Origin of the sequence: Bacillus sp. SJS (assembly GCF_000732485.2) — a bacterium.
GTDB lineage: Bacteria > Bacillota > Bacilli > Bacillales > Bacillaceae > Metabacillus_B > Metabacillus_B sediminis.
Genome location: NZ_JAQV02000015.1, coordinates 73,013 through 86,798, shown reverse-complemented (window position 1 = coordinate 86,798; position 13,786 = coordinate 73,013). Strand labels below are relative to the sequence as shown.

General features: G+C 45.8%; 17 protein-coding genes. All 17 read left to right on the top strand.

Annotated features, from left to right (window positions below):
* The first annotated feature begins 25 nt into the window (after window positions 1–25).
* A complete protein-coding gene (gene lgt, locus AS29_RS07545; RefSeq protein ID WP_035404606.1) occupies window positions 26–838 on the top strand; it encodes a prolipoprotein diacylglyceryl transferase in 813 nt (270 codons plus the stop codon).
* Between the two features lie 15 nt (window positions 839–853).
* Window positions 854–1,813: a nucleoside recognition domain-containing protein gene (locus AS29_RS07540; RefSeq protein ID WP_035405024.1), complete on the top strand. Its 960-nt coding sequence runs from the start codon at window positions 854–856 to the stop codon at window positions 1,811–1,813.
* Complete coding sequence (ppaX, locus tag AS29_RS07535; RefSeq protein WP_035404604.1) at window positions 1,788–2,435, top strand: pyrophosphatase PpaX; 648 nt, start codon at window positions 1,788–1,790, stop codon at window positions 2,433–2,435. The genes AS29_RS07540 and ppaX overlap by 26 nt, the downstream gene beginning before the upstream one ends.
* A complete protein-coding gene (locus AS29_RS07530; RefSeq protein ID WP_035404603.1) occupies window positions 2,432–2,962 on the top strand; it encodes an acyltransferase in 531 nt (176 codons plus the stop codon). The genes ppaX and AS29_RS07530 overlap by 4 nt, the downstream gene beginning before the upstream one ends.
* Before the next feature lie 109 nt (window positions 2,963–3,071).
* On the top strand, window positions 3,072–3,263 hold the full coding sequence (locus AS29_RS07525) for a hypothetical protein (RefSeq protein WP_156505890.1): 192 nt from the start codon (window positions 3,072–3,074) through the stop codon (window positions 3,261–3,263).
* A 9-nt stretch (window positions 3,264–3,272) separates the two neighbouring features.
* On the top strand, window positions 3,273–3,608 hold the full coding sequence (locus AS29_RS21320; RefSeq protein WP_156505889.1) for a hypothetical protein: 336 nt from the start codon (window positions 3,273–3,275) through the stop codon (window positions 3,606–3,608).
* An 87-nt stretch (window positions 3,609–3,695) separates the two neighbouring features.
* The gene (locus tag AS29_RS07515) at window positions 3,696–4,868 is read left to right on the top strand and encodes an ATP phosphoribosyltransferase regulatory subunit (RefSeq protein ID WP_035404593.1); all 1,173 of its coding nucleotides are present in this window, start codon (window positions 3,696–3,698) and stop codon (window positions 4,866–4,868) included.
* Window positions 4,861–5,493, top strand: coding sequence for an ATP phosphoribosyltransferase (gene hisG, locus AS29_RS07510; protein ID WP_035404590.1), 633 nt, complete (start codon window positions 4,861–4,863; stop codon window positions 5,491–5,493). The genes AS29_RS07515 and hisG overlap by 8 nt, the downstream gene beginning before the upstream one ends.
* Window positions 5,483–6,706 carry a histidinol dehydrogenase gene (gene hisD, locus AS29_RS07505; protein WP_051860505.1) on the top strand — a complete coding sequence of 408 codons (1,224 nt, stop codon included), beginning with the start codon at window positions 5,483–5,485 and terminating at the stop codon, window positions 6,704–6,706. The genes hisG and hisD overlap by 11 nt, the downstream gene beginning before the upstream one ends.
* Window positions 6,707–6,709: 3 nt before the next feature.
* On the top strand, window positions 6,710–7,297 hold the full coding sequence (gene hisB / locus AS29_RS07500; protein WP_035404587.1) for an imidazoleglycerol-phosphate dehydratase HisB: 588 nt from the start codon (window positions 6,710–6,712) through the stop codon (window positions 7,295–7,297).
* Window positions 7,298–7,930, top strand: a complete 633-nt coding sequence (gene hisH, locus AS29_RS07495) for an imidazole glycerol phosphate synthase subunit HisH (RefSeq protein ID WP_035404584.1) — start codon at window positions 7,298–7,300, stop codon at window positions 7,928–7,930. It begins immediately after the preceding gene.
* Window positions 7,927–8,658, top strand: coding sequence for a 1-(5-phosphoribosyl)-5-[(5-phosphoribosylamino)methylideneamino]imidazole-4-carboxamide isomerase (gene hisA, locus AS29_RS07490; protein WP_035404583.1), 732 nt, complete (start codon window positions 7,927–7,929; stop codon window positions 8,656–8,658). The genes hisH and hisA overlap by 4 nt, the downstream gene beginning before the upstream one ends.
* The gene (gene hisF / locus AS29_RS07485) at window positions 8,655–9,413 is read left to right on the top strand and encodes an imidazole glycerol phosphate synthase subunit HisF (protein ID WP_035404580.1); all 759 of its coding nucleotides are present in this window, start codon (window positions 8,655–8,657) and stop codon (window positions 9,411–9,413) included. The genes hisA and hisF overlap by 4 nt, the downstream gene beginning before the upstream one ends.
* Complete coding sequence (gene hisIE / locus AS29_RS07480) at window positions 9,410–10,021, top strand: bifunctional phosphoribosyl-AMP cyclohydrolase/phosphoribosyl-ATP diphosphatase HisIE (RefSeq protein ID WP_035404578.1); 612 nt, start codon at window positions 9,410–9,412, stop codon at window positions 10,019–10,021. The genes hisF and hisIE overlap by 4 nt, the downstream gene beginning before the upstream one ends.
* Window positions 10,022–10,196: 175 nt before the next feature.
* The gene (locus tag AS29_RS07475) at window positions 10,197–11,633 is read left to right on the top strand and encodes a tetratricopeptide repeat protein (RefSeq protein WP_035404576.1); all 1,437 of its coding nucleotides are present in this window, start codon (window positions 10,197–10,199) and stop codon (window positions 11,631–11,633) included.
* A gap of 263 nt (window positions 11,634–11,896) precedes the next feature.
* On the top strand, window positions 11,897–12,847 hold the full coding sequence (gene trxB, locus AS29_RS07470) for a thioredoxin-disulfide reductase (RefSeq protein WP_035404573.1): 951 nt from the start codon (window positions 11,897–11,899) through the stop codon (window positions 12,845–12,847).
* A gap of 446 nt (window positions 12,848–13,293) precedes the next feature.
* Window positions 13,294–13,752 (top strand): 8-oxo-dGTP diphosphatase, encoded by a 459-nt coding sequence (locus AS29_RS07465; protein ID WP_035404571.1) that lies wholly within the window; start codon window positions 13,294–13,296, stop codon window positions 13,750–13,752.
* Window positions 13,753–13,786 lie beyond the last annotated feature (34 nt).

Genomic DNA, 13,786 nt, shown 5'->3' with positions numbered 1-13,786 from the left:
ACGGTCAGAAGAGGAGCTGAAGGGAATGTTAGGAACAATCCAGCCGCTTAATCCAATTGCGGTTGAATTTTTAGGGCTGCAGGTCCACTGGTATGGGATCATAATCGGTCTTGGGGCGCTGCTCGGCCTGTGGATTGCTGTAAGGGAAAGTGTAAGGAGAGGCCTTCATAAAGATACGTTTGTTGATTTGGTCCTTTTTGCTATTCCAATTGCCATCATCTGCGCAAGGCTTTATTACGTAGCATTTCAGTGGGATTATTATTCGCAGAATCCCGCAATGATTCCTCAAATCTGGCAGGGAGGTCTCGCAATCCATGGAGGTCTGATTGGCGCAGTGGCAACAGGTGTCGTTTTTGCCAGAATCAAAAAGCTCTCATTCTGGAAAATTGCAGATATTGCCGCGCCAAGTATTATATTGGGGCAGGCAATTGGCCGCTGGGGAAATTTTATGAATCAGGAAGCGTTTGGCGGTCCGGTTACAAGGGGATTTTTAGAAAATCTCCATCTTCCGAATTTTATCATTAACCAGATGTACATAGATGGGCAATATTATCACCCTACTTTCTTATACGAATCCCTCTGGAATTTAGCCGGCTTTGCTTTGCTGCTATTCTTGCGAAAAGTGAATCTAAGAAGAGGGGAACTGTTTTTATCCTATGTCATCTGGTATTCAATCGGCCGTTTCTTCATTGAGGGAATGAGAACAGACAGTTTAATGCTGACAGCAGACCTGCGTATAGCTCAGGTCATCTCGATTGTACTGATTGTAACGGCCGTCGGAATCATCATATACCGTCGCATGAGCGGCCTTTCAAAAAAGAGATACCTGGATTCATAATAAGGAGTGATTCGACTGAAGGCGAGTTTAGCAAATGGCTGGAAGGCGGGGCTTGCTACAACATGGACGCTTGGAAAAGTCATTTTTCCCGTGACGCTTCTCGTAGGGATCCTTCGTCATAAACCTGTATTGGATTGGATTATTCAGCTTATAGCACCTCTGATGGGGCTGATTGGATTAAGAGGAGAGGCGGCCATTCCGCTTGTGCTCGGGAATTTTTTAAACCTGTACGCAGGAATTGCAGGCATCCTGACACTCGATTTATCGGTTAAGGAAGTTTTCATACTAGCCGTGATGCTGTCATTCTCTCATAATCTGATTATCGAATCCACGGTCGCCGCCAAAGTGGGAATTAAGCTTTGGCTGATTCTCATTGTGAGAGTGGGGCTCGCCATTATTTCGGCGGCTGTCATCAATCTGGTCTGGAGAGGCGGCGGCGAAATGGCGCAGTACGGTTTTATTTCAAAAAGCCAGTCTCACCCGGATGGATGGGGAGAAATCCTGCTTGATGCAATCGGCAAGGGTGTGCTTGGCATTGTGCAGCTAGCAGCCATCGTGATTCCGCTTATGATTATCATGCAGTTTATGAAGGATTTTGGCTGGCTGAAGGTATTTTCTAAATGGATGGCCCCGGTTACAAGATTCCTCGGCATGAGAGAGAATACCTCAATGACACTCGTTGCCGGCTTAACAATTGGACTCGCGTACGGAGCGGGAGTCATGATTCAGGCAGTGAAAGAGGATGGAGTCAGCTACCGTGATCTGACACTTGCTTTTATCTTCCTTGTTTCATGCCATGCCGTAGTGGAAGATACGCTTATTTTTGTTCCACTGGGAATTTCGGTTCTGCCATTATTTTTAATAAGAGTCATTACTGCGGTTCTGTTAACCGTGATTATTGCAAAACTTTGGAAACAGCCTGATTCTTCAGCGAGAAAGGAACCTGTTCATGAAAAGGAATACCATTCTGTTTGATTTGGACGGAACATTGATTAATACAAACGAATTGATCATCGAATCGTTTCTTCATACACTGAATCACTACAAGCCCGGCGAGTACAGCCGCGAGCTTGTCCTGCCGTTTATCGGTCCGACTCTTCACGACACCTTCCACTCAATCAATCCTGAGAAAGCCGAGGAAATGATTGGAGTGTACCGGGCCTTTAACCATAAGCAGCATGATGCTTTGGTTACGGAATTTGCCACAGTTTTTGAAACCGTTCAAAAGCTTCATCAAGAAGGATTCAAGCTGGGCATTGTAACGACGAAGATCAGAGACACCGTAAACATGGGGCTTAAGTTAACGAACCTTGGCCAGTTCTTTGATGTCGTTGTTACCCTGGATGACGTTGAACACGCAAAGCCGCATCCCGAGCCGGTCCTGAAGGCGCTGGAACTCCTTGATTCAAAACCTGATGAAGCAATCATGGTAGGAGATAATCATCATGATATCGAAGCGGGCCAAAACGCAGGTACATTAACTGCGGGTGTAGCCTGGACGATTAAAGGCAGAGAATATCTATCAGCATACAAACCCGACTTTATGCTGGAGCAAATGAGTGATTTGCTTCCAATCGCTGGAGTGGAAAAAGCTTGAGACAAACCACACGCTACCCTGTGTCCGGTGCTAATTCCCTTTGGCATATCTATAAAACGGTGCCGTTTTGGAAGGTTGCCAGAAATTTTATTGTCATCCAGCTTGCCCGATACACCCCGTTTCTCGGCATGAAAAACTGGATGTACCGGACATTCCTGGGAGTTAAAGCAGGTGAGCAAACCTCTTTTGCGCTCATGGTCATGCTGGATGTCATGTTTCCGGAAAAAATTCAAGTCGGCCGGAATTCCGTGATTGGCTATAATACGACCATTCTGGCTCATGAATACCTCATTAAAGAATACCGGCTTGGTGATGTGATCATCGGGGATGAGGTTATGATTGGGGCAAACAGCACCATTTTGCCAGGTGTGACGATTGGAAACGGAGCAATCGTTTCTGCCGGTACTCTTGTACATAAAGATGTACCAGCCGGAGCCTTCGCAGGCGGCAACCCCATGCAGATCATTTATACAAAAGAAGAAATGGAAAAGAGAGCGACGATCGAACCCGCTGAACAGAAAGACTGATTCTGTTTGGCGGGTTTTTTTGTGGTGGTGGTGCGGTGCCTGGCATTAGTGGGGCAAGCAGAGATGCGTGGCAGGAATGCATGGCATTATCCTAGAAAAGCAGTAATGCGTGGCAGGAATGCCAGGGATTATCGTGAAAAGCAGCGATGCCAGGCAAGAATGCCAGGCAAACGCCCGAAATCAAGAAATGCCAGGCAAGAATGCCAGGCAAACGCCCGGAACCCAGGAATGCCAGGGGAAAATGCCAGGCAACATCGTGAAAAGAATCAATGCCAGGGAAAAATGCCAGGCAACATCGTGAAAAGAATCAATGCCAGGGAAAAATGCCAGGCAACATCGTGAAAAGAATCAATGCCAGGGAAAAATGCCAGGCAACATCGTGAAAAGAATCAATGCCAGGCAAGAATGCCAGGCAAACGCCCGGAACCCAACAATGCCAGGGAAGAATGCCAGGCAAACGCCCGAAATCCAGGAATGCCAGGCAAGAATGCCAGGCAAGCGCCCGAAATCAAGGAATGCCAGGGAAGAATGCCAGGCAAGCGCCCGGAACCCAACAATGCCAGGCATAACATCCATCTCCCGCATTTCAAGGTTGATTCTCACTCAAAAGAGGGAAGCATACAAACAGAAACGAATTTTTCCTTGAACGTATAACTTTATTTTGTTAGTATGGTAACATATTAGCGAACTAAAGGATTTTGAACATTTCGTATTAATTGGGGGTGCCGATTCGATGTTTATGTTTGAGAAGCCTCTTGGTATGAGGGATACACTGCCAGCTCTTTATAAAACGAAGAGAGCGGTCAGGAATAAGATTATGAAGGAAATCAGCGGCTGGGGGTATGATTTTATTGAAACTCCTGCGCTTGAATATTATGAGACAGTTGGTGTACAGTCAGCGATTTTGGATCAGCAGCTTTTTAAATTATTGGATCAGCAGGGGAAGACGCTTGTGCTTCGTCCGGATATGACGGCCCCGATTGCGAGGGTTGCGGCTTCAAGACTGGCTGGCAATTCGCCGCTCAGGCTTTCTTATCAAGCGAATGTTTATAGAGCACAGCAAAGAGAAGGCGGCCGTCCGGCGGAGTTTGAGCAGATTGGTGTGGAATTGATTGGGGATGAGTCCATAAGTGCAGACGCGGAAGCAATATCCTTGATGATTTCCGCTCTTAAAGCTTCAGGTCTCTCAAACTTCAGGGTTGCAATTGGGCATATCGGTTTTGCGGATGCTCTTTTCAAAGAAATCCTCGGGAACCAGGAGAGAGCGGATAAATTAAGACGATTTCTTTATGAGAAAAATTACGTGGGGTACCGCGAGCATGTGAAATCCCTGGCTTTGTCTTCCATTGATAAGCAAAGGCTGCTTGATTTTCTGGCGCTGAGAGGGGATACAGGGAAAATGCTGCAGGCTCTTTCCATTTGTGAATCCAATGACTGCAGACAGGCTATAGATGAGCTGCAGAAGCTTTGGAGCATGCTGGAGGAATTCGGGGTTTCTGAGTATATAAAGCTTGATTTGAATATTGTGAGCCATATGAGCTACTACACAGGGATTCTATTTGAGGTTTACACAGATAAGGTCGGATTTCCGCTTGGGAATGGCGGAAGATACAACCGCCTAATGGAAAAGTTTGACCGCCCTGCAGCTGCCACAGGATTCGGTTTACAGCTTGGACAGCTTTTAGAAGCACTTGATGTGCATGAAAAAGAGGAGTCAAAGCACTGTGTCCTGTTTTCTCAAGAGCGTATGAAAGAGGCTATTGAATATGCGGGGGAATTAAGAAAAGACGGTAAAATGACAGTTCTCCAAAACCTCTCCGGTGTGCAGGATGTGGATTTCTTTACGAAGCAATTTGAAGAGGTTGCTTATTTTATTGGTTCGAAAAGAGGTGCTTCTGATGAATGATGTGCTGACGATTGCGATGCCTAAAGGCAGGATTTTTGAAGAGGCAGCTGAGCTGTTAAGGGAGGCGGGCTATAAACTTCCGCCTGAATTTGATGACAGCCGAAAACTGATCTTGGATATACCTGAAGAAAATCTGCGCTTTTTCCTGGCAAAACCGATGGATGTTTCGACATATGTAGAGCATGGTGTTGCAGATGTAGGGATTGCAGGAAAAGATGTTCTGCTAGAAGAAGAACGGGATGTATACGAAGTTCTGGATCTACAGATCAGCAGCTGCTATTTAGCAGTAGCCGGCTTGCCGGATCACCCGATGAGTGATGTAGCACCAAGGATTGCAACGAAGTATCCGAACATTGCATCCGGTTATTTCAGAGAACAGGGAGAGCAAGTCGAGATCATTAAATTGAACGGATCGATTGAGCTGGCTCCTATGATTGGTCTTGCTGACAGAATCGTGGATATTGTATCGACAGGCCGGACTCTTAAGGAAAATGGACTCGTTGAATATGAGCACATTACGGAAGTGACATCCCGCTTGATTGTGAATCCTGTCAGCTACCGGATGAAGGATCTTCAGATTGATGAACTGGCTGAACGGCTTTCTAAAGCTGTGAATAACCGGTAAGGAGGGGCGGCGTATGGTAAAAGAAATCATTGAAGCGGTAAAGAAGCAGGGTGATGAAGCCCTGAGGTATTATACAGAGAAATTTGACGGAGTGCGTCTCGATTCATTCAAAGTGACAGAAACTGAGATTCAAGAGGCGTATCGCAATATAGATGATTCATTGCTTGAGATTATAAGGGAAGCCATTGAGAACATCAGGCTTTTTCACAGCAAGCAAAAGCGTGATTCCTGGTTTATGACAAATCCTGATGGAACGGTATTAGGGCAAAAAGTAACACCGCTCGACTCTGCAGGTGTCTATGTACCGGGCGGGACAGCTGCCTATCCTTCCTCGGTCCTGATGAACGTCATTCCAGCCCAGGTCGCTGGTGTAGAGAGAATCGCCATGGTTTCCCCTCCATCTAGAGATGGGGTTATTCCTGCAGGCGTCCTTGTGGCGGCAAATGAGCTGGGCGTAACGGAAATTTATAAAGCAGGCGGCGCCCAAGCAGTAGCTGCGCTTGCATATGGAACGGAAACCATTAAGCCGGTTGATAAAATCGTGGGGCCGGGAAATATTTATGTAGCGACAGCGAAACGTGAGGTTTTCGGTGACGTCGATATTGACATGATTGCAGGCCCGAGTGAAATTGCCGTTGTTGCAGATGAGACGGCGAGAGCAAATGAGGCTGCAGCGGATCTTCTTTCACAGGCTGAGCATGATCCGCTCTCCAAATGCATGTTGATTACGACTTCTCAAGCATTTGCAGAAGAAGTAAAGCTGGAAGTGGAAAAGCAGCTGGAGGATTTGCCGCGGAAAGACATAGCGAAAGCATCTATCGATCAAAATGGAGAATTTCTTGTTGCTGAAACGAAAGAAGAAGCAATCCGTTTGGTCAACGAGCTTGCGCCTGAGCATCTGGAGCTTTTAGTAAAGGACCCATTTGAATGGCTTGGCTCCATTCGCCATGCAGGAGCGATTTTTATGGGAAGATACAGCTCAGAGCCGGTCGGCGATTATTTTGCCGGACCGAACCACGTCCTTCCCACAAGCGGTACCGCCAGATTTTCGAGCCCTTTGAATGTGGATGATTTTACGAAAAAGTCCAGCGTCATTTATTACAGCAAGGAAGCATTTGAGAAAAATGCAGGGAAAATCGCAGAGTTCGCACGCTATGAAGGCCTCGAGGCCCACGCCCGCGCGATTGAAGAACGATTGAAACAGGGGGAATAACACATGTCCAGAAAATCTTCCATTGAACGGAATACAAATGAAACACAAATTAGCCTTGAACTGAATATTGATGGCGAAGGCCAGTCTAATCTTGAGACAGGCGTTCCATTTATGACCCATATGCTTGATTTATTTGCAAAGCACGGCCAGTTTGACCTGTCGGTTCATGCGACGGGTGACGTTGAGGTGGATGACCACCATACAACAGAGGACATTGGGATTTGTCTTGGACAAGTATTCCGCGAGGCGCTTGGAGACAAGAAAGGAATTAAGCGCTACGGTTCAGCGATTATTCCGATGGACGAAGCTCTTGCCCAAGTGGTCGTCGACCTCAGCAACCGTCCGCATTTTGAAATGAAGGGCAGTCTCCCAAGCTCAAAGGTCGGCACGTTTGATACCGAGCTCGTTCATGAATTTTTGTGGAAGCTCGCCCTTGAGGCACGAATGAACCTCCATGTGATTATTCATTATGGCCACAATACACATCACATTATTGAAGCTGTCTTTAAAGCACTTGCCCGTGCACTTGATGAAGCGTCAACGATTGACCCCCGCATCAAAGGGGTGCCATCGACGAAAGGAATGCTGTAAATGATCGGAATCATTGATTATGGAATGGGAAATATCTTTAGTGTCAGGAAAGCGCTCGAACGTATGGAGATTCCGTATTTTGTCTCCGGTATCCGCGAAGATCTAATCGAAGCAGACGGATACATATTGCCTGGAGTCGGAGCGTTTAAAGATGCCATGCAGAACCTTCACGCAGACAGTCTGGCCGATTTCATTAAAGCAGAGGCGGCAAAAGGGAAACCAATCCTTGGGATTTGTCTCGGGATGCAGCTGCTGTTTGATGAAAGCGAAGAAAATGGCCGTACAAAAGGACTCGGACTGCTGAAAGGAAAAGTCGGCAAGCTTCCAACTAAAATTCCAGACGGAAGACAAAAAGTCCCGCACATGGGCTGGAACGATTTGACTATACAAAATGAGTCATTCCTCATTAACGGGCTTGATGGGCAGCATGCCTACTTTGTTCATTCCTTCTATGTAAGAGCAGACCGTCCGAAAACGGTATTGGCAAGCACAAATTATGGAGTTGAGGTTCCTGCGGTTGTGGGAAGCGGAAATGTGTACGGCACGCAGTTCCATCCGGAGAAAAGCAGTACAGCAGGTCTCGCAATTTTAAAGAGGTTTGCAGAAAAAGTGAAAGAGGGGGCAAATGCATGAAACCGTTCATATTGTATCCGGCGATCGACATGAGGGACGGCAAATGTGTGCGTCTTGTGCAAGGGGATTACAATCAGGAGACTGTCTATGGGGATTCCCCATTTGATATGGCCAAACTGTTTGCTGAAGAGGGTGCTGAGTGGATTCATATGGTGGACCTCGATGGAGCGAAAAGCGGCAAACCGGTAAACAGCCAGTACGTTCTCCAGGTTGCCCGGGAATTGAAGGTAAAGGTGCAAATCGGAGGCGGTATCCGAACAGAGAGTGATGTTGAACGGTATCTTGATCAAGGTATTGATCGGGTAATTTTGGGAAGTTCGGCTATTTCTGATCCTGCTTTTGTAAAGGAGATGCTCTCTAAGTACAGCGGGAAGATTGCTATAGGGCTCGATGCGAAGGACGGATTTGTTTCAACGGAGGGCTGGCTGAATACATCCCAGGTAAAAGCGGCTGACCTCGGGAAAGAGCTTGCTGAGCATGGTGCGGAAACATTTATTTTCACTGACATCGCTACAGACGGAATGCTGTCAGGACCAAATGTTCAATCGACGGCTGAAATGGCAAAAGCGACCGGCAAAACGGTTATTGCTTCAGGCGGAGTCAGTTCAATTGATGACCTTCAGGCATTATCCCGTGAAGAGGGAATTTCAGGAGCAATTATCGGGAAAGCACTTTATACGAAACGCTTTTCACTAAGTGAAGCTCTTCAAGAGGTGACAGGACAATGATAACAAAACGGATTATACCCTGTCTTGATGTAAAGGATGGAAGAGTCGTAAAGGGAGTGCAGTTTGTAGAGCTTAAAGATGCTGGAGACCCGGTGGAACTAGCAAAGTTTTATGACGAAGAAGGGGCAGACGAACTTGTTTTCCTTGATATTTCTGCTTCCCATGAAGGCAGGAAAACAATGATTGAAGTAGTAGAGCAAACCGCTGCACAGCTTGCGATTCCGTTTACGGTAGGCGGCGGCATCAACAGTCTGGAGGATATGAAAGCCATTCTTCGGGCGGGTGCAGATAAAGTGTCGGTTAATACAGCTGCGCTCGTAACTCCCCATCTTATTTCTGAAGGAGCCCTATACTTTGGTTCGCAGTGTATCGTGACAGCGATCGATGCAAAATACGATGAAGAGCTAGAGATTTTTCGAGTATATACACACGGCGGACGCAAGCCAACAGAATGGGAAGCTGTCGCGTGGGCAAAAGAAGCTGTTAAGCGAGGCACTGGTGAAATTCTGCTCACAAGCATGGATCAAGATGGTGCGAAGACTGGTTTCAATCTTGAACTTACGCGAAGAATCAGCGAAGCGGTATCAGTACCTGTCATTGCTTCGGGCGGTGCCGGGAATGCCGATCATTTTTATGATGCATTTACAGAAGGCAAAGCTGATGCGGCATTAGCTGCATCCATCTTCCATTATAAAGAGACATCAGTTAGGGAAGTCAAAAGCCAGCTGAAAGCCAGAGGAGTGAATATACGATGAATACAGATGATATCCGATTTGACGAAAAAGGACTTGTTCCTGCCATTGTCCAGGATGCAGTCAGCAAAGAGGTTTTGACGCTTGCCTATATGAATGAAGAATCGCTGAAAAAAACGATAGAAAGCAAAGAGACCTGGTTCTTTAGCCGGTCCCGCAATGAACTGTGGCATAAAGGTGCAACCTCTGGCAACACTCAATCCGTTGTCGAGCTCCGTTACGACTGTGATAAGGATGCCTTGCTTGTACTGGTGGAACCAAAAGGACCCGCGTGCCATACCGGATCCTTTTCCTGCTTTGAAAAAGCCGGAGGGTCCCAGACACAGCACAATCCATTTGCTATATTAAGTGATCTGGAACGGGTTATTGCCGAGCGGGATACCGAGCGGCCTGAGGGCTCTTATACGACATACCTTCTCACAGAAGGTGTGGACAAGATCCTGAAGAAAGTTGGAGAAGAGGCTTCGGAAGTCATTATTGCCGCTAAAAACAGAAGTCATGATGAACTGAAGTGGGAAGCAGCCGACCTGATTTTCCATTTGCTTGTTTTGCTTAGGGAGCAAAAGCTTCCTTTCAGCGAAGTATTGAAGGCGCTCGAAGAAAGAAAATAACGATTTTCATGGAAGCCCGGCTTTTGAAGCCGGGTTTTATTTTGGATTGAGGATTCCGGCTATCAGAAAAAGGAAATTCTGCTTTTTTGTGGGGGAACTGTCTTCTGCCCTGTTGTGTACGGGTTAAACTATGGTATACTAACGTACGGTTAAATGTATGAAATGGAGGATTTCCGTGGGAAAACAACTATTTGATCGACAGCAAAAAGCGCAGGTTGTTCCTTTTTTCCAGAACGGCGCCTACTATTACCGCAGAGCATTAAAGGCTTATCGGGTGGAGCGAAATCTGGAGAGAGCAAGCAAGCTTCTTAAGCGGGCGGCAGCGCTCGAACCTGATAACTCCAATTTTCTATCCCAGCTTGCAATGATCTATACGGAAATGGGGAATTACCAGGAATCCAATGAAATTTTGACATCCATTATTGAAAAAGTGGACCCGTCCCAGATTGAGTGTCATTATTTCATGGCCAACAATTACGCCCATCTTGGATTGTTCCATCAGGCGTATAAATGTGCGACTGCCTATTCAACTGAAGCTCCTGACGGAGATTTTATAGAAGATAACGAAGAATTGCTTGAATTACTAATGATTGAAGGGGAAGATGAAGATCCTTCTTTCGAAGATTCAGATGAACTGATTATAAAGCAGGAAACGGCAAGATCTCTTCTTGAGAACGGTAAACTCGATGAAGCGATCTCTCTTTTGCATGAAATCATCGAAGAGTTTCCTGAATTCTGGTCTGCTTACAACAATTTATCCCTGGCTTATTTTTACTCGGGAAACGTTGAAAAAGCAAAATACTATCTGGAGCTTGTACTGGAGCTGAATGAAGGCAATTTGCATGCTTTTTGCAATCTGCTTGTCTTTTACTATTACGAGCGCAAGGATAAGGAAGTGCTGGCGCTGACTGAGCAGCTGGCCGCAGTTCATCCAATTATGATTGAACACCGCTATAAACTTGGTGCAACATTCGCCTTGATCGGGAAATACGAGCTGGCGTTTAAATGGCTTCGTTCCCTGCAGCGCCAAGGATTTGAGGGTGATGATACCTTCTTTTACTGGCTGTCCTACTCGGCCTGGCATCTTGGGCATGAGGATCTGGCGAAATCGGCCTGGGACCGCGTCATCCGCGAAAATCCTTCCAAAGCCGGATCTGAGCCATGGGAGAACCAGTCATCGTTAAAGGAAATGACGCTTAAAGAGCGTCTGACACTGGTTTACATTGCTTCAAAATCCAATCAGCTTGAAGAAATTAGGCATCATCATGCTTTAAGACCTCAATCTGATATTGAACAGGAGTTTTTAAAGCATATCCTCTCTCCTGATGCTCACCAAAAAGGAAGCGGGGCTTATTTATATAATGCAGCCGAAGCACTGGAAAAGCAGCTGCATTCAATTGAAGAAAAGACATTTCTCTCCTTCTTTGACACGATGCTTAAGGTTAATTCAGCCAAGCACAGTTTAAAGAATGCAAATGCCTGGTCCGCTGCCTTTTATTACATTCTCAAGGAAAAAGATGAGGAACGGGTGACAAAGACAGAGGTCGCCACTGCATTTGGAGTGACGGTTTCAACTTTGACCAAATATGAACGGCTTGTAAAAGGCCTATAAACATTTCGGGAAAAGTATCGGCAGCGTATGCGGTGCTTTTTTCTTAAATTGAGCAGACCTCATTTAAAAAGATGGCAAAGAAGCCTTACACCATTGATCCCTTTTCATCAAAATGTACTGAACGGACCATCTTCCAGCCTCAGTGCGTTTATTCGTGAGCAAAAAAATAGCGTGTTTTTTTAATATTTAATAGGATGATACTAAGGAATAATAATACGAACCAATCATCCGAATCGGATTTTTTGTAAGGAGTGGAAAAAGTCATGACAGAAGAAAAAATTTACGATGTCATTATTGCTGGTGCTGGTCCCGCGGGGCTGACTGCAGCTGTTTATACATCCCGTGCAAACCTTTCTACACTTATGATTGAGCGCGGAATACCGGGCGGACAAATGGCGAATACAGAAGATGTAGAAAACTATCCCGGGTTTGATCACATTCTTGGGCCTGAGCTTTCTACAAAAATGTTCGATCATGCGAAAAAGTTTGGTGCCGAGTACGCTTACGGAGACATTAAAGGTATTGAGGACGGCGAAGAATACAAAATTGTCCGCGCTGGAAGCAAAGAGTATAAAGCACGTTCCGTTATTATTGGTACCGGGGCTGAATACAAAAAGCTGAACGTACCGGGCGAGAAGGAATTAGGCGGACGCGGTGTTTCTTATTGTGCAGTCTGTGATGGCGCATTCTTCAAAAACAAAGAGCTTGTCGTAGTAGGCGGCGGGGATTCCGCAGTTGAAGAAGGCGTATATCTAACCCGCTTTGCATCGAAAGTAACCATTGTTCACCGCCGCGAGGAACTGAGAGCTCAAAAAATTCTTCAGCAGCGTGCGTTTGACAATGATAAAATCGAATTTATCTGGAATCATACCATTAAAGAAATCCATGAGGACGGCGGAAAAGTCGGCAGTGTAACTTTGGTAAATACACAAACTGGTGAAGAGCAGCCGTTTAAGGCAGATGGAGCATTTATTTATATTGGAATGGTGCCTCTATCTAAACCGTTTGAAAATCTTCGGATTACAAACGAAAATGGCTATATTGAAACAAATGAACGCATGGAAACGAAAGTGCCCGGCATCTTTGCTGCGGGGGATATCCGTGAAAAAACACTCCGCCAAATTGTTACCGCAACCGGCGATGGAAGCATTGCCGCGCAAAGTGCTCAGCACTATGTAGAAGAACTGCAGGAGAAGCTTAAAGCGGTAAAGTAAAACCGTAATTAGGTTTTAACTCTCCTGTAACACAGGTGAAATAAACATGGGGTAAGATATGAATAGTAATTGACCCCCTTTTATAAATAAGTTTAGAGCGCAGGTGCCCTTTCCTGCGCTCCTTTTTTTGTGTAAAAATATATGGTCTGCTCCAAGCCGCTCCGCAAGCTTTTAATTTAGGCTCTGCTAAAGCTGATAGTTGATTTTTAACACCTGTTGATTGAGTGGAAGGCGCGAGACTTGAGCTTTAGAGCAGCGGGACAGGTGAGACCCCGCAGGCGCAAAGCGGGGAGGATCCCTCACCGCCCGCACAAGGATAAGCGAGCAAATCAACAGCTAAGTTTAACAGTGCTTTAATTTAAAAGGTTCGTTCATTGTGAGTGAACTGTATAAATAGTATAATTAAGTGAATGAAATCTGGCTTTTACACAACGAGGTGAAAGACGTTGCAGCGTGTTGCGAATTGTGTCTTAAAGAAAGACAGTAAAATTCTTCTTCTTCAAAAACCGAGAAGGGGATGGTGGGTAGCTCCTGGAGGGAAAATGGAGCAGGGTGAGTCCTTAAAAGATTCCGTCATCCGCGAATATCGGGAAGAAACAGGCATATATTTAAAAAATCCTGAGATTAAAGGGATCTTCACTTTCTTAATCAAGGAAGGAAATGAAATTGTTTCAGAGTGGATGATGTTCACTTTTTTTGCAGAGGACTATACCGGTGAACATGTAGATGAGTCCGAAGAAGGGCTGATCGTCTGGCATGATGCAGACAAAATTGCCGACTTGCCGATGGCTCCCGGTGACCATCACATTCTGGATTTTATGATGAAGGGATCAGGTGTCATTTATGGCACGTTTACGTATACAAAGGATTTTGAATTATTGAGCTACAGACTCGATCCCCAGTAAAAAATACCCTTTAATTTTAAAAGAAGGGGAGGAG

What these genes read in the sequence shown, in the direction of transcription:
- AS29_RS21320 (WP_156505889.1), top strand. Translation starts at nt 3,273, where the DNA reads ATGCCAGGGAAAAATGCCAGGCAACATCGTGAAAAGAATCAATGCCAG.
- hisA (WP_035404583.1), top strand. Translation starts at nt 7,927, where the DNA reads ATGAAACCGTTCATATTGTATCCGGCGATCGACATGAGGGACGGCAAA.
- trxB (WP_035404573.1), top strand. Translation starts at nt 11,897, where the DNA reads ATGACAGAAGAAAAAATTTACGATGTCATTATTGCTGGTGCTGGTCCC.
- hisF (WP_035404580.1), top strand. Translation starts at nt 8,655, where the DNA reads ATGATAACAAAACGGATTATACCCTGTCTTGATGTAAAGGATGGAAGA.
- ppaX (WP_035404604.1), top strand. Translation starts at nt 1,788, where the DNA reads ATGAAAAGGAATACCATTCTGTTTGATTTGGACGGAACATTGATTAAT.
- hisH (WP_035404584.1), top strand. Translation starts at nt 7,298, where the DNA reads ATGATCGGAATCATTGATTATGGAATGGGAAATATCTTTAGTGTCAGG.
- AS29_RS07515 (WP_035404593.1), top strand. Translation starts at nt 3,696, where the DNA reads ATGTTTATGTTTGAGAAGCCTCTTGGTATGAGGGATACACTGCCAGCT.
- hisG (WP_035404590.1), top strand. Translation starts at nt 4,861, where the DNA reads ATGAATGATGTGCTGACGATTGCGATGCCTAAAGGCAGGATTTTTGAA.
- lgt (WP_035404606.1), top strand. Translation starts at nt 26, where the DNA reads ATGTTAGGAACAATCCAGCCGCTTAATCCAATTGCGGTTGAATTTTTA.
- hisB (WP_035404587.1), top strand. Translation starts at nt 6,710, where the DNA reads ATGTCCAGAAAATCTTCCATTGAACGGAATACAAATGAAACACAAATT.
- hisIE (WP_035404578.1), top strand. Translation starts at nt 9,410, where the DNA reads ATGAATACAGATGATATCCGATTTGACGAAAAAGGACTTGTTCCTGCC.